This window comes from Pseudomonas fluorescens, from assembly GCF_902497775.2.
GTDB lineage: Bacteria > Pseudomonadota > Gammaproteobacteria > Pseudomonadales > Pseudomonadaceae > Aquipseudomonas > Aquipseudomonas putida_F.
The window spans coordinates 3,094,337-3,113,677 of the sequence record NZ_OZ024668.1; the positions used below are offsets into that span (position 1 = coordinate 3,094,337).

A 19,341-nucleotide genomic window follows, 5' to 3' on the forward strand; every position below is an offset into this window, starting at 1 on the left:
AGCATGCCGCTGAAAACCGGCACTGGCCGGTTGGCCGCAAGGCCATCTGCGGAGAACGATACACGTGCTGCTGAGCATCCCCACCCTGCTGCTGGTAGCGGTTTTCATTTTCGCCCTGATGGGCCTGCTGACCCTGCATGCCTGGAGCCGAGGCGTACGTGAACAGACCCTCGGTTACCTGGGCAGCATGCTCCTGCTTGCCGCCTTCGGCACGGCGCTGATCAGCCTGCGCGGCAGTGCCCCGGACTTCATCGCCCTGGTGCTGGGCAACATGGTGCTGCTGCTCAGTGCGGCGTTGAACTGGGCCAGCATGCGCGTGTTCAGCGGCCGCCCGCCGCACCTGCCGGGGATTTTCGCCGGTGCCCTGTTCTGGTTCGCCTGGTCGCTGACGCCAGGCTTTGCCGACGACCTGGGCCTGCGCGTGACGGTCTACTCCATGCTCACCGCCGGCTACGGCTGCCTGGCGGTACTGGAGCTATGGCGCGACCGCAAGCGCCTGGAAGTCGCCCACCTGCCAGCACTGATCCTGCTGCTGGGGCATACCGCGACCTACTGCGTGCGTACCTTCGCCGACCACGGCGTGTCCCTGGAGCAAGCAATCGCCAGCAACGGCCGCGGCACCGGGTTCTTCTCGTTCATGCTGTTCGAATCGATGCTGTTTGCCATCGGCATCGCCTACGTGACCCTGGCCATGGTCCGCGAGCGCGCCGAACTGCGATTCAAGGCCGCCGCCTATGCCGACCCCTTGACCGGCATCGGCAACCGTCGCGCCTTCATGTGCCGGGGCGCACAGTTGCTCAGCGATTGTGCCCGCCGTGGCGAGCCGGTGGCGCTGTTGCTCTGCGACCTGGATCACTTTAAACGCCTCAACGATACCCACGGCCACCAGACCGGCGATCAGGCCCTGATGTCCTTCGCCCAGGTCGCCGGCAACAGTGTGCGTCAGGAGGATGTCTTCGCCCGTATCGGCGGCGAAGAGTTCGCTTGCCTGCTGGCCAATACCGACGAACAGACGGCACGCCAGGTGGCGCAACGCATCTGTGACAGCTTCTACGCGCAACCGATGCTGGAACCGGGGTTTCTCAGCGTCAGCATCGGCATCGTCGGCGCCCGCGGCCCTGGCGCGCATGACCTTTCGCGCTTGCTGTCCAAGGCCGACAACGCCCTGTATGCCGCCAAACACCAGGGCCGTAATCGCGTGCACTTGTACCAGCCGGCTAGATGGCTGCCGAGCGGCACGCCTGCCGATTCGCGCTGAGGGCGTGCCTGGGCCTTACTCGCTCGCCAGGGTGCGCGCCAGCTCCGCGGCCAGTTCCTTGACCATGGCGTCGGCGGTCGGCCGATGAATGATCGCCACCTCCATGGCATCGATCGACGGCAGGCCGTGTTCCGAGGTCAGCTGCAAATGCTCGGCGGTGACCGCCCGCAGCGGCAACAGGCTGATGCCCATGCCGTTGGCCACTGCCGCCTGCAGGCCGCTAAGGCTGGAGCTGGTGAAACTGATGCGCCAACGGCGGCCCATGCGCTCGATGGCGCCGATCATGTCGTCGCGGTACAGGCCGCGCGGCGGGAAGGTCACCAGCGGCACCGGGTCCTGGTCGAAGGCAGGGTTCTTGGCGCTGTCGATCCATTGCAGTTTCTCTGGCCAGCAAGCCACCGCCTCACGGCTGTTGCGCCGCTGCTTGAGCAAAATCAGGTCGAGCTCACCGTTGTCGTAGCTGGCGCTGAGGTCGCGGCACAGGCCGCTGGTGACCTCCAGCTTGACCTGCGGGTGCTTGCGGTTGAAGGTCGAGAGCAGATGGGTGGTACGCCCGGCGGCAAAGTCCTCGGGCACGCCCAAACGCACGGTCACCGCCACGGTGGCGCCCGACATCGCCTCAAGCATTTCATCGTTGTAGGCGAGCATCTGCCGGGCGTAACCGAGCAGCGTCTGCCCGGCGTCAGTGGGCAGCACGTCGCGGTTGCCGCGTTCGAGCAGCTTGTGCCCGACCATCTCCTCCAGCCGGCGGACCTTCTGGCTGACCGTCGACTGGGTCGAGTGCAGGCGCGCCGCCGCCGTGGTGAAGCTGCCGCAATCACTGACCATCACCACCGCGCGCAACAGGTCGAGGTCGAACAGCGGCCTATTCGATTTTTCACTGACAGACATGCTTTTATTTAACTTCTAAATAAGGAGTTCGACTTTTAACATGGCCCGACCCAGCGAGCAATCGCCTACCAGGAGGTCCCGCTATGCTCCTTGAACGCCTGTCCACTCACCTTGCCGTGGTGTTCGCCATGCTCACATCGCTGACCGCCAGTGCCGACGGCGGCACCCTCGAAAGCCAACTGCGCAGCGCCGCCGAACACGGCCAGGCCGCACAGGTACGCAGCCTGCTCGACCAGGGCGCCACGCTTGAAGCCCGCGACAACATGGGCCGCACCCCGCTGCTGCTGGCCACCCACAACAACCAGGTCGACGCCGCCAAGGTACTGATCGACGCCGGCGCCGACGTCAACGCCAAAGACTCGATCGAAGACAGCCCCTACCTGTACGCCGGCGCCCGAGGCCACAACGACATCCTCAAACTGACCCTGGCCCACGGCGCCGATCTGGCCAGCACCAACCGCTACGGCGGCACCGCCCTGATACCGGCCGCCGAACGCGGTCACGTCGACACCGTGCGCCTGCTGATCGCCGCGGGTGTGGCGGTTGATCACGTCAACAAACTGCACTGGACCGCCCTGCTCGAGGCCATCATCCTCGGCGACGGCGGCCAACGGCATGTCGAGATCGTGCGTGAGCTGATCAAGGCCGGGGCGGATGTGAACCTGGCCGATGGAAAAGGCGTGACGCCGCTGCAGCATGCGCGGCAGCGGGGTTACAAAGAAATGCAGACCTTGCTGGAACAGGCCGGCGCCCGCGCCTAACTGCTCTCCAGCAAGCGATCGAGCAACCACAACCCGGCAGGCCCCGGCGGGGTCAGCTTCGACCAGGCCACATCCACCGCAATCGGCCGTGGCCAACCGCGCAGCTTCAGCTCAGTGAGCTGACCATGGCCGTACTGCCTGACCAGGCCGTGGGGCAACTCGGCCCAGCCAAAGCCCTCCTCGGTCATCTCCAGCAGCATCAGATAATCCGGTGCCGACCACACCCGCCCCTGGGGTTTATTCTCGCTGTCGGTGTAGGTGTTCAAGTACAACTGACGATGCCCAGCCAGATGCGCCTGGGTCGGCTGCTCAAGCTGCGCCAGTGGGTGATTGCTGGCAACAAAGATCCCCATCTGCGCCTGCGCCGCCAACCGCGTGGCGGCTACATCCGGCGGGTAGCCGGGCTGCGCAGCGAGCATGCCCAGATGCGCACGGCCGCTCTGCAGCAAGTTCAGCACATCACCGGCCTCGGCGATCATGCATTCCAGCTCGATGTCCTGGTAGCGCTGCTCGAACAACTGCATCACCCGGTTGTCCGGGTTGAGCTGGTGCATGTCGGAAAACACGATGGTCAGCCGCGGCTCGACCTTGTCCGCCAGACGGATGCTCAACTGGTCCAGGCGCTCGCTGGCGGCGAGAATCTCCTGCACATGGCCGAGCACCTTGCGCCCGGCTTCAGTGAGCACGGGTTGACGGGCTTGGCGGTCGAACAGGCTGACGCCCAGGTCGGCCTCAAGGTTGGCGATTGCGGCACTGATGGTGGATTGGCTTTTGCGCAGCTTGCGGGCGGCGGCGGAGAAGGAGCCCAGGGCGGCGGCTTCGACGAAGGCTTGGAGGGCTTCTGGGGAGTAGCGCATGAGGGGGTATCGGTTTTTTCGATGGTGGTAGCCATAGTGTAGCGGTAAAAGCGATTTCAATACCGCGCAGCCGCCGCTAACTGAGGGTAAACAGGTCCCCTTCCACACTCCGGTCGCCGTGTTTACGACGCTGCGCGGCGGCGTCGTAGACGATCAGCAAGAGCTCACTCCCCTCCTCAGCCGACGTGAACAAACACATGCCCTCTGCATGGTCGTCGCCTTGGCCGAACGGTACCTCCAGCACCCTCTCCAATTGATCGGCAAACACTACCTGCTCTTCATCGGCCGCGAAGCCGCCGCGCCAACGGAACACGGTGACCGGGCCGTCCAGGTCCATGGACGGCCCCGCCAGAATCAGCAGGTCGTCGCCACTGCTGCACAGGTCTCGCACCCCCAGGCCGTTGAGCGCGAAGAAGTGCTTGCGGTAGCCGCGCCCATCCGGGCCAATCTTCTTCAGCACCAGGGTGTCGGTGGAGTCGCCATCGGGTTCAGGTTCGAGCTCCAGCAGCACGCTCCAGCCGCGCAGCACCGGCCCCCGCAGCCCCAACAGCAGGCGCGAGCCGATGACGGCCAACCCTTCGATGTCGAAACCATTGTCTTTGCCCGGGATGCGCAGAAAGTCGCGTAGCTGATCGTCCTTGGCAATTTGTGCGGTCAGGTCGTTGCCGAGCGCATTGCCATGCAACTGCGCCGCCGTACGTCCATCGCCATCCACCTTGTCGGCGAGCACATAGCTGTCGTTCTGCTGCACCACAGGGAGGCGCGCCAACAGAAAGCGATTGCCGTCAGCCTCTACGCTCGACAGGCGCTTGATGTTCTTCTGCGCAGATTTATCGGCATCCGCCTTCTTGCGCTTGAGGCTATGGGAGCCGACGACCCAGAGATACCCCCCGTCAGGGGCATAGGCCAGGCCCTCGATGTCGATCTCGGCGTCTGGATCGGGTATGGGCAGGGTCAGGTACTTCATGAGCGGGAAGGAGTGGTGCTCATCGCACGTTACGGCCTCACCCAATGCTGCGGGCTGGATGATCAGGCGTTCGAGGCTGGTGGTTTCGTCGTTGGCCAGCCACAGCGTGTCGCCGATCTGCAGGGCAACCGAAAGGCCGTCGCGCAATGACGCAAATGCCGGATCAAAGCGCAGCATCAGGGTATTGGCTGGCTTGCTCATGGGGGCTCTCCTGCGTTGAGGGGGTGACGCGAAGATGGGTAAAGGCTAGTGGCTGTTTGTTAACAATCAAGGTTGTTGGCAGGGGGCCCACACTGCGGCACTTCTTGTGGTGACGGCTGTGCGCGGGGCGCCGTCATGCGTGTCGGGTTTCTTGATCGCTGGCCTGGGAACCGGCGGGTAGCTGCTACCCTAGAGTGGCCAAGAAGCTACGTATTGTGAAGGGAAGTAACCGGCCAGAAACGGACTGATTCGTAGCAGGCCAGTCTCCTGCATTGAGGTTCGCAGGTACCTACCTTTTCAGGGGCAATTCAATCGCCTCGCTTAACGCGCCATTGACGCCGAAAGCGGCAAGCCCATTGCTACTCTCGAAAGGCTCCTGGAGGGCGGTCGAACCAGCGCTTGAAGGCACGGTGGAAAGTGCTGGTATCCCTGAACCCCAGCCGCTCGCTGACCGTCGCCACGGGCAGCCCCTGGCGAATCAGCTCCGCGGACAACTCGCGACGTACCTCCGCTACCAGCGCGCTGAAACTGGTGCCCTCTTCCTTCAAGCGTCGGTAGAGCGTGGTGCGACTGACGTGCAACGCCTGGCAGGTTGGCTCGATGCTCATGCCTTCGGGCAGGCTTGCGAGAATCAAGCGACGCACCGTGCCGGCAATCGTATCTGCGTCTTGCAGCTTTGCGAGTGTCGCCCTTGCACGAGACTCCAGCATCTGTCGCAGGTAGTCGCTGGCGCCGAGAATGGGATGCTGCAGGAAGTCGCGCGGCAGGTGGAGGCTGTTTCTCTCGCTGTCGAAGCGCAGCTCGCTGCCGAACAGCTCGACATAGTGCGCATGGTAGGCCGGGGATGGGAAAGCGAACTCGCAGGCCAGAGGCCGCAGCTCTACGCCGGTCATCTCCCGGCTCCAGCGCAGCACTGCACTCATACTGCGTTCGATGGCGGCCTGCGGGTAGGTTTTGCCGGGGGCGAAGGTGATCTCCAGCACCAGAGCATCTGCCGTTTCACTGTACTGCCAGCTCTCCGAAGGGTTCATCAGCGCGATATGCCGCTGGAACACTTCCAGCGCCTCGCTCACCCGACTGCATTGGCACAACCAACTAGCCAGCACGCCATGCGTGGCGGGGTTGAAGGTCTGCCCGATCAGCAGGCCGATATGCGGCAATTGCGTGTTGTTCGCGGCGAACTGCCACAGCGCCAGTAACTGGGTCTCGTCGACACGCTGCTCCTGGATCGGCGATGCCGCAGCCCCCTGGTCGAGAAGTTTGGCACCCTCCACCCCGGCCTCCCGCAACTGGGTTGCAGTGACCACGCCGAGATTCAGCAACTGGTCGTGCAGATCCAGCACTGCGACGGCCGATACGGTGGTACTTCTGACCATCGGGCTTGCTCTTGGTAGTTGCTTAGGTAACGACTCTAACGCACGGTGCAGAGCGGCGGCCAGCCGTCGGCCGTGCAAGTGCAGGTTGCAACCAAAAGCCATGCAGGTTGAACCGCAGAGCCATGGCCAGCCGTCATCGGACTGCCTAGCATCGACGACACGACCATGGCACAGGAAGACCTGCTATGCCCGAGCACAGAATCGAATCGTTAAGCGCCTTGCGCGCACTGATTCCGCCACCACCGGCGATGATGCACAAACGCCTGCAGCGCAGGTTGGATGAGCACTGCCTGCTGATGATCCGCCAAGCGACGGTTTGCGCCGTCGGCTTCGCCGACCCGCGGTTAGATATCGAGTACCTCGATTTGCGCCACCATCCAGTGTTACGGGCCGAGGGCCAGGACATCTTGCTGCCCTGGCCGGCAGACAAAGCGATCTCACAGCAGCCGATAGAGGAAATGGCCTGCAGTCTGTATTTCATCCTGCCCGGCGTGGGGTTCAGCCTGCGCGCCAATGGCCGGGGCTCTCTGCGGGCCGGAAAGCTGTTGGAGTTTCGCGCCGAGGCGCTGTTCCTGCACTGTTCGCGAGCCAAGGTACGCGCCGATTTCTGGCGGGCCAGAGAGTACACCACGCCCTTTTTAGCTGACACAGGGCAGGCCTTGTCCGAGCCAGCGCAGGCCTTTATCGCCGCCTCGCCCTACCTGCTGATGCTCACGCAGCGCCAGGCCGACGCCACCGAGATGTCGCCACGAGGTGACCCGGCTGGTTTCGTCCAGGTACTGGATCGCCACACTCTGCTAGTACCGGAACGCCCCGGCAACAAGGTTGCCTGCAGCCTGAGCAATATCCTCGTCGATGGCGCCTTGCGCCTGTCCTTCCTTCAGCCCGGCGCCGACACGGTTTTATCCGTGGCCGGGCGTGCCTGGTTGAACAACGACTCGAACTTGCTCGCCCCACTGGCAATCAACGGCAAGCCACCTCGGGTCGCTACCGTCGTGAACGTCGAGCGCTATCGCTTCCAGCACTGCCCAGAACTGCTGGCCGCGGGCTTGTGGGATCGCGCAACACACCTGGACGAAAGGCAGATTCCAGCCTTTTCCAAGATGCTGTCCGAGCACATGAACGGTACGGGCCTGTTGGGCAAGGCCACCAGCCTAGTGGTCGATGCGGTGGTCAAGCATGACCTGCGCCATCTCTACTGAGGTGACGGGGTAGGCGACGGCTTAAGTGCCCTTCTGTAGCTTGCCCAGCCGGATGTTTATTGCTGTCCGTCAGCATCCGAATCCGCTGCGCTTTCTAGCGAGGTTCTGCTCTAGCCGGTCATGTAAGCATGCGTTGCTGGATGAGGTCGAAGCGCGGTCGGCAACCGCCGCGTTGTTGCGGCGCTCGCTGCAAGCAGGGCAATCGGCGGCGGAGTGATCGCCAGCGATAGTCCTGGGCCGCCGATGCGGCCCGCTCATCCAGTACCGTAGACCTTGCCTCCCCTACTCCTTTGACCCAAATCAAGCCGCCAAGCCTGGTTCGCGAGACGATGGCTGCAAGCAAGGAATGGATCGACACCGGCCAACGCCATCGATCCCTGTGCGCGGCATTGCATAAGGAGCCCCAAATGAGCCCGCTGAATCACGTTCTGGTTGCCACCGACCTGTCCTCCTCTGCCCGCAACGCGGCAGAGCGCGCCGCGCTGCTCTGCAAGGCGCAGCAGACAGCACTGGATCTGCTCTACGTTGCCAATCCTGCGCCCTACGAGCGCTTGAAGCAGGTGCTGGTGCCGGATGAAGACTTGTTGAATCGCTTGCTGGAAACCGCCGGAGAGAAAGTGCACGCCCTGGCAGCCATGCTGTTCCAGCGCTATGACATCGCCCCTGGCGTGCAGGTCGCGCCCGGCTCGGTAGTCAGCGAAATCACCCGTGTAGTGCAGGACAAATGCAGCAACCTGTTGGTGTGTGGGGCGAAGGGCCACAGCGTGGCTCGCCGTCTGCTGCTGGGCTCGACCGTGCAACGAATGCTCAACCGCATGCTCTGCCCGATGCTGGTGGTCAAGCAGGCGCCCCGCGACGCCTACCGTAGCGTGCTGGTGCCGGTTGATTTCTCGCCTTCTTCGCTGCGCGCCATCGAGCAGGCAAAAGCAGTTGCCCCGCAGGCCGAGATCATCCTGCTGCATGTATACGAAGCACCGTTCGAAAGCAGCATGCGCTTCGCCCACATCGACCAGGACACGCTCACTCACTACCGCAATGTCATCCGCAAAGATGCCGTGCAGCAGCTCGCGGCCTTGAGCGAAGCCGCCGGGGTGAGCGATGCGCGGCAAGTCGTGGTGCACGGCGACCCTGCCTGGCGGATCGTCGAGAAGGAGCAGGAGCTGGACTGCGATCTGATCGTGATCGGCAAGCAGGGGGACAGCGCGCTGGAAGAATTGTTGATCGGCAGCGTTACCAAGCATGTGCTGAATGAATCGCAGTGTGATGTGTTGGTGTCGTTGTAGGTTGGCGCTGGACTGGCCCTATCGCTGGCAAGCCATCTCCCCCAGGTACTGCGCTAATCCTGTGGGAGCCGGACTTGCCGGCAATCGAGCGCGCAGCGGTCGTCACTCAGGCGCCACCTGTTTTGTTGGCTGCGCTCCCCTCCTGCTCATGCCTGCGATAGCGCGACAGCGACACCCCGGTTTGCCGCTTGAAATAGCGGCACAAGTACGACGCGTCAGCGAAGTTGAGCGCGTCCGCTATTTGCCCGATCGCCAGGTTGCTGTACGAAAGCAGCGCTTTGATCTCCAGGGTCACCTGCCGATCAATCAGGCCTTTGGGGCTGTCGTTGAAATGCGCTTTGGTGAGCTGTGACAGGTAGAACGGGGTGATATTGAGCGCATCGGCATAGAACTTCACGTCGCGGTGGCGGATGCAGTTTTTGCCGATCAATTCCCAAAAACGCCAACTGAGCATCTCCTTGCGGCTGAACTCGCTGCTGCCTTTTTCCAGGCTTGGCAGTTGCTCGGCAATCTTCAGAAAGAAGTTCTGCAACTGGTTGCGCAGCATGATGTGCCGGTAGGTGGCACCGCTGCGCGCAATATCGCCCATCTGCAGCAGCCAGCCGTCCAGCAGCGGCCTGTCTGCGGTTGCGGGTACGCAATGGGGATGGTCATGCAGAAACACGAACAACGGGTTCGGCAATGGGTAGGCAACCTCCGCCGCAAGGGCTTTGGGCATCAGGCAGAAAAACACCCTGAAGCCGCGTGAGCGACGCTTGAGCAAGACAATGGTGTCCTCCGCCAGTATCAGCACATCACCGCGACGGACCGCATGCTCTTTGAAGTTGAGGGTGAAGTAGGCACGCCCGGACAGGCACACCAGCAGCACCATGTACGCATGACCGAAAGCAAGCGGCACCCCTACCCCTTCGGCCAGCGTGGTGTCGCCCAGCCGGAGCGAATCGTCAGGCGCATAAAGTTTGGGAATGTGCTGCATAGCGACTCAAAGTAACCCCATACAAGAGGGCTGAGCCTAACATCGCTAGGCCCATTAGTTTCGATAAGTACCGAAAATGCCGAGGTACTGGCGTTTGCCGATCAGGCCCATGGCACTACTGTGTGCCACCCGAGCCAAGCAAACACGAGTGCACGACATGAGACTTGAAACACAACGGCTACTGCTACGCCCCTGGCAAGACACGGATGCCGCGGATCTTTACGAATATGCCCAAGACGAGCGCGTCGGCCCCGTCGCCGGTTGGCCCCCGCACACCAGTGTGGAAAACAGCGCCGAGATCATTCGCACCGTGTTCAATCACCCCGAGGTCTATGCGGTCGAGCTGAAGGAGAACCGTCGTGCGGTGGGTTGCGTCGGCATTCTTATCGGTGGCAACAGCAATTTCGAGATCAGTGAGCAGGAAGGCGAAATTGCCTATTGGATCGGCGTGCCGTACTGGGGCAAAGGCCTGATTCCGGAAGCCGTGCGTGAAGTGATGCGCCACGCCTTCGAAACCCTGAAGCTCAAAGCCCTGTGGTGTGGCTACTTTGCCAACAACACCCAGTCGTTTGCCGTGCAATCGAAGTGTGGTTTGCGCCATCACCACACTGAAGAAAACAAATACAACCCATTCCTCAACGACTATCGGACTGAACACATCAGCTGCATCACTTACCCGCAGTGGCTGGAGCAGAGCAAAGCGGCAGGCTGCTGAGAACACGGGCGCGTCCCTGCGACCTTGATGTCTGTTTGACGTCACCGTACCCTGTCGGCATTCATGGAGGATTGTGGCTGATGGCACGCGTGGGTTTGATACTGACACCGGGTTTTGCGGACTGGGAATACGCATTCATAGCGGGAACGGCGTCCCCCTTTTACGGGATCGACGTCAGGTTTTTCGCTCCGACTACGGGGCAGCTCCACTCGCAGGGCGGATTGACTGTCACTGTCGATAGCGGCTTGCAACACTGTCTTGACTGGAAACCGGACGTTGTCGCCGTTATTGGAGGCATGGTCTGGGAGCGGGCAGAGGCTCCGGATATTCGAGACTTTCTTCATGCCAGTCGCGCAAGTGGAGCGACCATCGCCGGCATCTGTGGTGCAACGCTGGCACTTGCCAGAGCCGGGCTGCTCGACACGGTTCCTCATACCTCGAACAGCGCTGATTTCTTGCAACAGAATGCCGCAGGTTATGGGGGGCGCACGCTGTATCGAAGCAGTCCGGTAGCGGTGGTTGCAGACCGCATCATAACGGCTCCAGGCCCTGCCCCCGTAAGCTTCACCTGCGCCGTGTTCGAAGCTGCCGGGCTATCTTCAGCGCTGATTTCGCAGTTCAGATCAATGCTGGCAGCGGAACATGGGTGAGGGCTTAGTGCACTAGCACTTCGTCCAGTGCCTGCTCGAGGGTGCTGACCGTGCGCTCGATATTGTGCAACTTTTCGAGACCGAACAGACCGATGCGGAAGGTCTGGAAGTCGGCCGGCTCGTCGCATTGCAACGGCACTCCGGCGGCGATCTGCAGGCCCTGATCGGCAAATTTCTTGCCGCTCTTGATGTCGGCATCATCGGTGTAGCTCACCACTACGCCAGGGGCCTGAAAGCCGGCTGCGGCCACGCTTTTGATGCCTTTGCCGGTCAACATTACGCGCACCCGATCGCCCAGGGCCTGTTGTTCGCCGCGGACCTTGTCGAAACCGTAGGCTTGCATCTCTTTCATCACTTCGTTGAATCGCGCGAGGGAATCGCTGGGCATGGTTGCATGGTAGGCATGTCCGCCCTGTTCGTAGGCCTGCATGATCTGAAGCCACTTTTTCAGGTCGCAGGCAAAGCTGCTGCTTTGGGTCTGCTCGATGCGCTCGAGGGCCAAAGCACTGAGCATCACCAGGGCGCAGCAAGGGGAAGCGCTCCAGCCTTTCTGCGGTGCGCTGATCAGCAGGTCGACTGCGCACTTGTGCATATCAACCCAAATTGTGCCTGAGGCGATGCAGTCCAGCACGAACAGGCCGCCCACCGCATGCACGGCGTCGCCGACGGCCCGCAGGTAGTCATCGGGCAGGATAATCCCTGATGAGGTTTCAACGTGGGGGGCAAAGACAATCTGCGGCCTCGAAGCCTCAATGGCTGCCAGCACTTCGTCCAGAGGGGGTGGTCCGTAGGCAGCCTGGCGCCCCGTATCGACTGGTCGGGCTTTGAGCACCGTGGTGGCCGCCGGGATGTTGCCCATCTCGAGGATCTGGCTCCAGCGATAACTGAACCAGCCGTTGCGTATCACCAGGCATTGCTGGTCGGTGGCCAACTGTCGCGCTACCGCTTCCATGCCGAATGTGCCGCTGCCCGGGACTACCGCAACAGCCTGGGCGTTGTAGACCTGTTTCAGGGTCCTGGAAATGTTGTTCATCACGCCTTGAAATGACTGCGACATGTGGTTGAGCGAGCGGTCGGTGTAGACCACCGAGTACTCGACCAGCCCCTCAGGATCAATACTGGGATATAGCTTTGACATGGAGTGACTCCTTTGGCAGAGATATCAGTGGTATCGACCCTGCCCTAAGCCTTGGCAAATGACAAGATTGCTTGGGACTGATTGCGACTTCTGGCGAACGGCAGTTACCGGCCCAAAGCAGCCTGTCGCGGAGCGCTGCTATCAGCCAAAAGCAGCCAGCCAAGTCAAGGTGAGCTAGGCTCTGTACGAAAAGAGCTGTCGCAGACACCGCATGGAACAAGCCAGCGAAACCATGGCGGCATAGCTTTTCGCAAGCTTGTCGAAGCGTGTCACGATCCGGCGGTTCTCTTTCAACCAGCCAAACATGCGCTCGATGATGTTGCGCTGCCGGTATTTGGGGCGATCAAACAGCCTCGGTAAACCTGGCTTAGGTTTGCGCTTCATCGAGCGCAGCGGGATGACGGGTTGCATTCGATACTGGTCGCAATAACGGCGTAACACCTCGGCGTCATAGCCCTTGTCGGCGAGTAACCGTTTGCAGCGTTTGCGCGGACGGCCACGTTGGCCCGATGGAATGCTGACATCGTCCAGCAGTGGCTGTGCGTAGTTGATGTCACTGGCTTGACCGCCAGAGAGGAGGAAACGCAACGGTGTCCCGTTAGCGTCGCAGAGCATGTGGATTTTGGTTGTCAGGCCACCGCGACTGCGACCTAGAGCGTGATCGGCAGGCTCGTCAGCCCCCCTTTTTTCCGAGCGCCAGATGAGGCTCGGGTTGCGCGTACTGCTGTCGAGTCGATCATCCAGGTTTGCAAATCAATCAGACCTTTTTCGTTCAGCTTCAGATGCAAGCGTTTGAGCATCTGATCGAATGTTCCCCGGTTTCGCCAGACCCGAAACCGTTGATACACCGTTGACCACGGGCCGAAGTAATCTGGCATATCTCGCCATGCCGCACCCGAGCAGAGCACCCAGAGTATGCCGTCGAGCATCAAGCGGTCGCTTAGGCGGGGCCGCCCCCTGCCATGGGATTCGGTGAAGAGCTCGGCGACCACATCCCAAGCCTCATCCGAGAGTTCGTAACGCTTTGCCATCATAGGATTCCTTTCCGTAGATGGCTGGAAACTCTACAAAATCTGAGGCTCCGAGGGGTGGTAATTAGGTTTCTCGGAATTTCGTACAGAGCCTAAATAACCACTACCAGGACCTGAAAACATGCATAGCAGCCCTGCACACACTCAAGTTCATCACCAGGGCTTCTAAGTATTTTATTTAATTTTTTGTCAAAAACGTCGAAACACTCTCCCTCCAAAAATAGACAAGCTTTAAAGCTTTGCAAAAAACCACGCTCATATAAATAAATTTCAAGCCGATTTTTTCAGTTATGACCTATCCACCAACTCGATTATTTCAATCTGATACCGGTAACGTGCAGCAATATGCCCCAGCAAGATTGAGCCGATAGACATACCGAGTAAGAGCGCACCAACCCCCAACAACACAGTATTCCCTAAATTATCTATTCTGAAACCGGCGGCCATTGTCTTCGACACCCATTCAAAGCCACCAAACTCAGCAGTAAATGAATACGCGGTTGCCAAAAGACCTATTGCGGCAGTCTTCTCCCCGAAAAAACGTCCTGTACGCTCATTGATACGTCTGATTTTCCGGTTTAACCAAAAATGGGCATCTTTCAAGGCTCCTGCCTCGTATGTGGCCAAACGATCCGCCATCGCTTGTTCATACCGAATATCGTCACACAACCCTTCCAACGATAATTTCTTCCAGCGAAAAGCCAGCAGAAATGACGCAACCATCGGCGCAACCAATGAAGAGATGGCCAGTAGCATGGAAATCGTGCTCATCAGCAGCACAAATATTTTGGCATATAGAGACGGTGGTCTAGTGTCATAGAAAAAAACGAAGCCTCCATTGACAACAAGAAAAAACAGAGCAAGCCCCAAACACCAGTTGGCGATAACCTGTGCCTTGTTCTCCAAACCTGTACGTCGCACTTTACGTGGTTCACAGCGGCTTAGCTCTTCCAGTACCTGGATCGTTTTATCAATGGGTTGAGTCATCTGCGCTCCTATTTTTTAATATGGGTCCGGTGGACCCTGCTCATGCATTTATTACGGTACATTTTTGCTACGTTTAACTATCGGCATCGCCCTTTCACTGTGCGGCACTCATACAAGCCTCTACCTGCGGCACCAGACGGATATCCACACGGCGGTTGTCCGCTCGTCCCGACGCAGTCTCATTGCCAGCAATCGGTTGCCTGCCTGCCGCCCCCCGAACCGCAAAGCAGTTGTCAGGAATGTCGCCCATGCGCTGCATCCAGTCGCGCACTGCCGAGGCGCGTGCGTATGACAGTTGAAGGTTCTGCTCCGCGTTACCCGTGGTGTCGGTGTGCCCGACGATCTCAATCAGCCAGCCTGGCTGGGCTTTGATGTTAGCCAAGGCATTGATCAGCACCTTGGTCGATCCAGGCTTGAGCACGGTGCTACCGGCATCGAACAGCGACAAGCTGCTCAACTGCACCGGATCAATCGCGGTCAATTTTTGTTGTGAAGCGATAAACCAGCCAAGACCGCCTGCCAGGACCAGGGTGGCGACCAACGCAAATAGCCATAGGGCGATTCGGCGTTTGCGGGTTTTCGAAGCCGCAGACGGCACTTCTAGCATCGGGTAGACTGGCAGAATCACCACCGACATCACGAAGGCTGGCTCCGGAACCCTACTTGGTTGCGGCACCATTTCACCTGCATAGATATTTCTCTCCAGACGCTGCATCAGAGCGCTCACCTGATGACGTAACGTCTGCAACGGGACCTGCGGAACCTGTGTCTGACGATCTAATTGCGCGTTTAAACGTGCCAGCTCACTGTCCAGACGCACCAGCGAGGGTAGCGTCTGTGTCGTCATTTCCAGGCCGCGTAGCAACGGCTGCCATTGAGCAAACAGCCAGGCCAGGATGTCCAGGCGCACGGAGGCCATGGGTGGCCACACGCTGGGCCATTCACCGCAAAGCGCCTCTATCAGCGTCACCCCTTGCGCCATACCTTCCAGACCGTGGCGCTGACTGCGGGCCAGTGCAAAAGAAGCAGCGGTGTGCAGATCTGCGCCGTTGTCGTGGAACAACGTCAGGCACAGTTGCTCGACCTTGGCCCAGTCGACGTCCGGGCACGCCGGATGGCTCAGTTTGGCCAACTCGTCACGCAGTGCGGAGAACTCACCAAAGCTGCTCGGGGCACCGCCGACCCGGATACGCATTTCAAATAACGCCGTCATACAGCATCCCTTCTGTTACAGGTTTACGGCTTGGACAGGTAGTTCTGCCGCCTCAAGTGACGCACCAACACTTTCCCCTCGGGCGCCAGGGTCGTGGCGAAGGTCACCCGTTCGCCCCCTTTCAGTTGTGCGTCCAGGGCATACTCCAGATGACCGGGTTGAGTCTGTGGCAGCAGCTCGATGTTCACTGCCTCCAGGCGAGGCTCGTACTTGAGCAAGGTATTCTTCAGCGTGCCCATCAGCCCATGTGCAGCAGCGGGCAATCCTTGCAGGATCAGGCCCATATCCGGGAGGCCGTAGTCCGGCAAATGACTGATCGATCCCGCTCGGCTGTTGAGGATGCGTTGCAGGTTATCCAGTACCGACAGGGTATGCTGGTCCTCCTCCCGGACACGGTACAGGTCCAGTTCACCGTCAAAGTTTTGCAGCAGCATTTCGTAGAGAGAAGGATTCAGCTCGCTCACGACTTACTCCTTTTCCAGGGGTTGCAGGGTCAGCTGGTTGTTACCCAGTTCGATCACTCGTGCCCGGTCCGGGTCCAGGTCATCGCGGGTCACCGTCAGGCGCCAGGTGTTGTTCTGCATGTCGGGGGTACGAAACAACGCCACCACCGTCACAAACTGAGCGTCTTTGTTCATGGGTACATTCAGTTGCATACCCTCTTCAGGTTTCACCACCAGGACATGCTGCTCCAACAGATCAGCACGCAGCAGGTTGTCAGCATCACTCAACACGCTGTCGTAGGTGGTCTTGTCCATGATTTTGTGATCGCGCAGTTGATACACCCGCACGACAGTGGGTACGGATAAGCCCGTCATGTCAGTCACGTCGGTGTTCATCGCTGCCCGGCCGGTAAAGTCCAGATGCAGGACTTTTACCTGTTTGTAGAAGATGGCCTTGGCCATGGACGCGGTGCCGTCGGTCACGGTCTGGGTCAGCCCGCACCCACTCAATAACGCACCGAGCAGCGCCACCTTCAATAGATTAAAAACGGTACGCGACATGCAGTGCCTCTCTGTACTGGGGGTTGCTGTGCAGGCCTTGGTATCGGCCCAGGTTGATGGTGATGGTGTCGTGTTCTGCGACCTGCCAGGCCTCGCTGCCCAGGCCCAGAACACCGGTCATGCCCAGCAGCACGGGCGCGCCGCCAAGCATCGGTTTGGGCAGGCTGTGCATCGGCAGCGACAGCTGCAATTTCGCAGTACAACGCCAGCCAAGGTACACCCGCAGCAGCACCAACAAATCGTTGTGCAGTTGATTGCCCGGCAACCAGCCACACGCCTCAATCAGGTCCTCGGTGAACAGTGCCAGGTGCAACTGACTGTTGGCATCAAAACCGACGCTGCCCAACGGCGTACCCTGGGATAAGCTCACCGGGTGAGTGATGGACAAACTGGCCGGCTGCGCCAGAGGCACTTTCTGTGGCCAGTGCGGCGTCACTCGGGTTGTAGTGTTGGGGGCCAGCAGCTTGACCAGCGCACTAATGCCTTCGGCGTTACGCGTCGGCAGGCGCATCACGCTGAGCAGCGCCAGGAAGCGCGATATCGGCGTGGCGATCTGTTTGGCCGTGCCGGGTATCCCCAGACCGATCAGCCCCAGCAGGCATTGCGAAGTAGCATCGCTGCCGCCCTCTTCGAACGTTGCCGGGTAGGAGTACTTGCGCCAGATGCGATAGAACTGGGTGAATATCCGGTGGTTGAATATATCCAGGAACGCTTCCAGTGCCTCATGTCCTTCGCGGCGTTGGGCGATGTCGTCCAGGAACGTCGTCGGCATTGGCGAGTCGACGCCATACAGGCCCAGCAGACGTGTGCGTACCGTCGCCGGACGCTCGGGATGCTCTTCGTCAGTTTCGATGGCCTTCAGTTCACCCGCCGGAAAGCCCATGCCGGGATCGGGCCGAAAGCGCACCGGGTCATCCGCCGGGTGAGCGGTGCTCCCCAAGGTTGGGTGATTGGGCAGCGCCTGTTCCAGCAACTGACAGAAACGGTACAGGTTGGCCTCCGCGACCCGTCCGTCCAGCGCTTGCAGTAAACCAGCGGCTTTCAGCCGGGAATACGCTGACTGTGGTTCTCGTTCCATCGCAGGCACTTTCCAGTAGGTTGCAAGATCAGCGTGAGCTGGTTGAACAAATGAATGTCGGCATACAGACCAAAGAAGCGATGGAGCATCTCGCCAAACAGGCTGATGTCGCCCTCGCCAGAAAAGCCATTGGCATCCAGGGTGACTTCGATATCCACCCCGCGTAGCAGAAAGCCTTTTTCAAAGCGCTGAACCAGATGATGGCGAACCTCGACAATCGCCTCCAGGCGACGGCGATTCAGCTCGCTGCCGGTCCAGTCGTACAACGCCAGGGTGCCGCGCAACACCTCGGCGCTGTCGAGCATCGGCAAAAAGTTCGAACCCAAATGGCTGAGCACCCGCCAATGAAAACGATCACGGTTGGGCGGGTAGCACGGTAAGCTGGGTGCACACAGATTGCGCACCCGCAGGCCGGTCTGAGTCGATTGCACCAGGGTGTCGAGTAAGGTGCTTTGCAGCGCCTTGCGCGGTAACAACCCATTGGTGCCGGTCAGACGCAACGACAGGCTTTCGCTGCCCTGCAACCGATCCTTATCGAAACCGTCACCGCCCAGGATCAGCCAGGTGTCATGCAAACCCTTGGCGGAGCGCTTCAACCGGGTATGGAAATAACGCTCAGGGGCGTCGTCGCGCAGCATGCCGCCCTTGTGGCGAAAGCTGGTGAACGGGACATAGTCCTGACGCACCGCGTTTTTTGACGAGGTAACCTGGTCGACCGAATAAATTTCGGTGTGACCGTCCTGCAGGCGCATGGGCCGCAGCAGATAGTCGGTTTGCAACGGCGCCAGGGTCAACGGGTCGGCCTCCAGCGGGAACAGGTTGATCACCGACACCGTATGCAGGCGAATGTGTTCGCTGCTCACACTAAATTCGTGTGGCCATGCCTCGCGCAGTACCACGTCCAGTTCGAACCAGGGTGTACCTGCGGTGAGGTTCAGTTGTTCAAGACCACAAAGGGTCACGAACATGAATTTTTCGCGAAAGGTGAAGTACTCCAGCAGCAACTGATAACCGCTGAACGCGCTATCGCCCTTGGGCCACAGGCGATCCTCATCGGCAAACCCCTTGGGCGCAAAGTGGCCCTCCAGGCGCTGGCGCTCGTGCTGCCCTGACAGACGTACGTACAACGCCTGCGTGTTCAGGGTCAGTGCCTGATGCAATGCGCTGGCCAGAGGAGCGTCGGCATTCAGGTACAGCGGCAGGCGGCTCAGGTCGATCTGGCTCCAGTCCGTCAACGCACCACAGGCAAAGCGCAGGCGCAGCAGCGAGCGCCCATCCGGCTCGTAGGCCAGTCTCACCGACTCCAGGGACAGCGGTTGCAGGATCAGATCCTGGGTGGTGGTGTAACGGCAGCGGGTGCGCTGCGGGCCAATCGGTTGGGACAACACCTCAAAGCCCTTGGCGATCGTTTCACTGCGCTTCATCTGTGCCAGATCCGGCACCAACTCGATGATCGACAACGAGGGAATCGTGCGCAAGTAATGCGGCCATAGCAGGCTGACCAACCCCTCCGTCAGCTCCGGCAGGTCATCGTCGAGCTTCTCGCGCAAGCGCCCCATCAAGAAGGCAAACCCCTCAAACAGGCGCTCCACATACGGGTCTTGCGCACCCGGCTTGTCCAGGTTGAGCTGGGCGGCGCGATCCGGGAACGCTTCGGCGAACTCCTTGCCGGCTTCGCGCAGGTAACGCATTTCGGCGTCAAAGTAGCGCAGTGTTAAATTGTCCAAGCTCACAGATAAATTCCTGATGAATG

At 60.2% G+C, this 19,341-nt stretch carries 19 protein-coding genes; 6 read left to right on the plus strand and 13 right to left on the minus strand.

The window, feature by feature from the left end; all coding sequences use genetic code 11:
* Positions 1 to 64 precede the first annotated feature (64 nt).
* Positions 65 to 1,258, plus strand: a complete 1,194-nt coding sequence (locus F8N82_RS14215) for a GGDEF domain-containing protein (protein ID WP_052251533.1) — start codon at positions 65 to 67, stop codon at positions 1,256 to 1,258.
* 15 nt (positions 1,259 to 1,273) lie between these two features.
* On the opposite strand, the gene F8N82_RS14220 is transcribed toward F8N82_RS14215, so the two are convergent.
* Positions 1,274 to 2,149, minus strand: a complete 876-nt coding sequence (locus F8N82_RS14220) for a LysR substrate-binding domain-containing protein (RefSeq protein WP_038995932.1) — start codon at positions 2,147 to 2,149, stop codon at positions 1,274 to 1,276.
* A gap of 83 nt (positions 2,150 to 2,232) precedes the next feature.
* On the opposite strand from F8N82_RS14220, the gene F8N82_RS14225 reads away from it, so the two are divergent.
* Positions 2,233 to 2,910, plus strand: coding sequence for an ankyrin repeat domain-containing protein (locus tag F8N82_RS14225; RefSeq protein WP_038995933.1), 678 nt, complete (start codon positions 2,233 to 2,235; stop codon positions 2,908 to 2,910).
* Here the strand turns inward: F8N82_RS14225 and F8N82_RS14230 are convergent.
* The 3 genes from F8N82_RS14230 to F8N82_RS14240 form a co-directional block, all read right to left on the minus strand.
* Positions 2,907 to 3,767: a LysR family transcriptional regulator gene (locus F8N82_RS14230; RefSeq protein WP_038995935.1), complete on the minus strand. Its 861-nt coding sequence runs from the start codon at positions 3,765 to 3,767 to the stop codon at positions 2,907 to 2,909. The genes F8N82_RS14225 and F8N82_RS14230 overlap by 4 nt on opposite strands.
* A 76-nt stretch (positions 3,768 to 3,843) precedes the next feature.
* Positions 3,844 to 4,935 (minus strand): DUF3616 domain-containing protein, encoded by a 1,092-nt coding sequence (locus tag F8N82_RS14235; RefSeq protein ID WP_038995936.1) that lies wholly within the window; start codon positions 4,933 to 4,935, stop codon positions 3,844 to 3,846.
* 359 nt (positions 4,936 to 5,294) lie between these two features.
* Positions 5,295 to 6,311 carry an AraC family transcriptional regulator gene (locus tag F8N82_RS14240; protein ID WP_038995938.1) on the minus strand — a complete coding sequence of 339 codons (1,017 nt, stop codon included), beginning with the start codon at positions 6,309 to 6,311 and terminating at the stop codon, positions 5,295 to 5,297.
* 185 nt (positions 6,312 to 6,496) lie between these two features.
* Here F8N82_RS14240 and F8N82_RS14245 point away from each other — a divergent pair, with 185 nt between their 5' ends.
* Together F8N82_RS14245 and F8N82_RS14250 are read left to right on the plus strand one after the other, a co-directional pair.
* Positions 6,497 to 7,513 (plus strand): hypothetical protein, encoded by a 1,017-nt coding sequence (locus F8N82_RS14245; RefSeq protein WP_038995939.1) that lies wholly within the window; start codon positions 6,497 to 6,499, stop codon positions 7,511 to 7,513.
* A 407-nt stretch (positions 7,514 to 7,920) separates the two neighbouring features.
* A complete protein-coding gene (locus tag F8N82_RS14250) occupies positions 7,921 to 8,796 on the plus strand; it encodes a universal stress protein (RefSeq protein WP_038995941.1) in 876 nt (291 codons plus the stop codon).
* Between the two features lie 106 nt (positions 8,797 to 8,902).
* Here the strand turns inward: F8N82_RS14250 and F8N82_RS14255 are convergent, their stop codons facing one another.
* Positions 8,903 to 9,772 (minus strand): helix-turn-helix domain-containing protein, encoded by an 870-nt coding sequence (locus F8N82_RS14255; RefSeq protein WP_038995942.1) that lies wholly within the window; start codon positions 9,770 to 9,772, stop codon positions 8,903 to 8,905.
* A 157-nt stretch (positions 9,773 to 9,929) separates the two neighbouring features.
* Here F8N82_RS14255 and F8N82_RS14260 point away from each other — a divergent pair, with 157 nt between their 5' ends.
* Both F8N82_RS14260 and F8N82_RS14265 read left to right on the plus strand, forming a co-directional pair.
* Positions 9,930 to 10,487 (plus strand): GNAT family N-acetyltransferase, encoded by a 558-nt coding sequence (locus tag F8N82_RS14260; protein WP_038995943.1) that lies wholly within the window; start codon positions 9,930 to 9,932, stop codon positions 10,485 to 10,487.
* 80 nt (positions 10,488 to 10,567) lie between these two features.
* Positions 10,568 to 11,137 (plus strand): DJ-1/PfpI family protein, encoded by a 570-nt coding sequence (locus tag F8N82_RS14265; protein ID WP_038995944.1) that lies wholly within the window; start codon positions 10,568 to 10,570, stop codon positions 11,135 to 11,137.
* A 4-nt stretch (positions 11,138 to 11,141) separates the two neighbouring features.
* On the opposite strand, the gene F8N82_RS14270 is transcribed toward F8N82_RS14265, so the two are convergent.
* The 8 genes from F8N82_RS14270 to tssF all read right to left on the minus strand — a co-directional run bounded on the left by F8N82_RS14270 (position 11,142) and on the right by tssF (position 19,321).
* Entirely contained in the window at positions 11,142 to 12,275 is a 1,134-nt protein-coding gene (locus tag F8N82_RS14270) for an aminotransferase class V-fold PLP-dependent enzyme (RefSeq protein ID WP_038995946.1), read from the minus strand.
* Between the two features lie 174 nt (positions 12,276 to 12,449).
* Positions 12,450 to 13,306, minus strand: a protein-coding gene (locus F8N82_RS14275) for an IS5 family transposase (RefSeq protein WP_095162588.1) whose coding sequence is annotated in 2 segments (ribosomal slippage) — positions 12,450 to 12,965 and positions 12,968 to 13,306 — 855 coding nt in all. Because the reading frame shifts where the segments join, the coding sequence is not laid out codon by codon here.
* A gap of 288 nt (positions 13,307 to 13,594) precedes the next feature.
* Positions 13,595 to 14,293 carry a hypothetical protein gene (locus tag F8N82_RS14280; protein WP_052251534.1) on the minus strand — a complete coding sequence of 233 codons (699 nt, stop codon included), beginning with the start codon at positions 14,291 to 14,293 and terminating at the stop codon, positions 13,595 to 13,597.
* Positions 14,294 to 14,387: 94 nt separating this feature from the next.
* A complete protein-coding gene (locus tag F8N82_RS14285; RefSeq protein WP_038995950.1) occupies positions 14,388 to 15,506 on the minus strand; it encodes an OmpA family protein in 1,119 nt (372 codons plus the stop codon).
* Between the two features lie 23 nt (positions 15,507 to 15,529).
* Positions 15,530 to 15,970: a type VI secretion system baseplate subunit TssE gene (gene tssE / locus F8N82_RS14290; protein ID WP_038995951.1), complete on the minus strand. Its 441-nt coding sequence runs from the start codon at positions 15,968 to 15,970 to the stop codon at positions 15,530 to 15,532.
* A gap of 3 nt (positions 15,971 to 15,973) precedes the next feature.
* Positions 15,974 to 16,510 (minus strand): type VI secretion system lipoprotein TssJ, encoded by a 537-nt coding sequence (tssJ, locus tag F8N82_RS14295; protein ID WP_038995952.1) that lies wholly within the window; start codon positions 16,508 to 16,510, stop codon positions 15,974 to 15,976.
* Positions 16,491 to 17,588, minus strand: coding sequence for a type VI secretion system baseplate subunit TssG (gene tssG, locus F8N82_RS14300; protein ID WP_038995953.1), 1,098 nt, complete (start codon positions 17,586 to 17,588; stop codon positions 16,491 to 16,493). The genes tssJ and tssG overlap by 20 nt, the downstream gene beginning before the upstream one ends.
* Positions 17,552 to 19,321, minus strand: coding sequence for a type VI secretion system baseplate subunit TssF (tssF, locus tag F8N82_RS14305; protein ID WP_038995954.1), 1,770 nt, complete (start codon positions 19,319 to 19,321; stop codon positions 17,552 to 17,554). Before tssF ends, tssG begins: the two co-directional genes overlap by 37 nt.
* Positions 19,322 to 19,341: the final 20 nt, after the last annotated feature.

Bases quoted from the DNA above. Each gene is read 5' to 3' on its own strand.
- F8N82_RS14230 (WP_038995935.1), bottom strand. From the start codon at position 3,767: ATGCGCTACTCCCCAGAAGCCCTCCAAGCCTTCGTCGAAGCCGCCGCC.
- F8N82_RS14285 (WP_038995950.1), bottom strand. From the start codon at position 15,506: ATGACGGCGTTATTTGAAATGCGTATCCGGGTCGGCGGTGCCCCGAGC.
- F8N82_RS14235 (WP_038995936.1), bottom strand. From the start codon at position 4,935: ATGAGCAAGCCAGCCAATACCCTGATGCTGCGCTTTGATCCGGCATTT.
- F8N82_RS14270 (WP_038995946.1), bottom strand. From the start codon at position 12,275: ATGTCAAAGCTATATCCCAGTATTGATCCTGAGGGGCTGGTCGAGTAC.
- F8N82_RS14245 (WP_038995939.1), top strand. From the start codon at position 6,497: ATGCCCGAGCACAGAATCGAATCGTTAAGCGCCTTGCGCGCACTGATT.
- F8N82_RS14225 (WP_038995933.1), top strand. From the start codon at position 2,233: ATGCTCCTTGAACGCCTGTCCACTCACCTTGCCGTGGTGTTCGCCATG.
- F8N82_RS14220 (WP_038995932.1), bottom strand. From the start codon at position 2,149: ATGTCTGTCAGTGAAAAATCGAATAGGCCGCTGTTCGACCTCGACCTG.
- tssG (WP_038995953.1), bottom strand. From the start codon at position 17,588: ATGGAACGAGAACCACAGTCAGCGTATTCCCGGCTGAAAGCCGCTGGT.
- F8N82_RS14250 (WP_038995941.1), top strand. From the start codon at position 7,921: ATGAGCCCGCTGAATCACGTTCTGGTTGCCACCGACCTGTCCTCCTCT.
- F8N82_RS14240 (WP_038995938.1), bottom strand. From the start codon at position 6,311: ATGGTCAGAAGTACCACCGTATCGGCCGTCGCAGTGCTGGATCTGCAC.
- F8N82_RS14265 (WP_038995944.1), top strand. From the start codon at position 10,568: ATGGCACGCGTGGGTTTGATACTGACACCGGGTTTTGCGGACTGGGAA.
- tssJ (WP_038995952.1), bottom strand. From the start codon at position 16,510: ATGTCGCGTACCGTTTTTAATCTATTGAAGGTGGCGCTGCTCGGTGCG.
- F8N82_RS14255 (WP_038995942.1), bottom strand. From the start codon at position 9,772: ATGCAGCACATTCCCAAACTTTATGCGCCTGACGATTCGCTCCGGCTG.
- F8N82_RS14280 (WP_052251534.1), bottom strand. From the start codon at position 14,293: ATGACTCAACCCATTGATAAAACGATCCAGGTACTGGAAGAGCTAAGC.
- F8N82_RS14260 (WP_038995943.1), top strand. From the start codon at position 9,930: ATGAGACTTGAAACACAACGGCTACTGCTACGCCCCTGGCAAGACACG.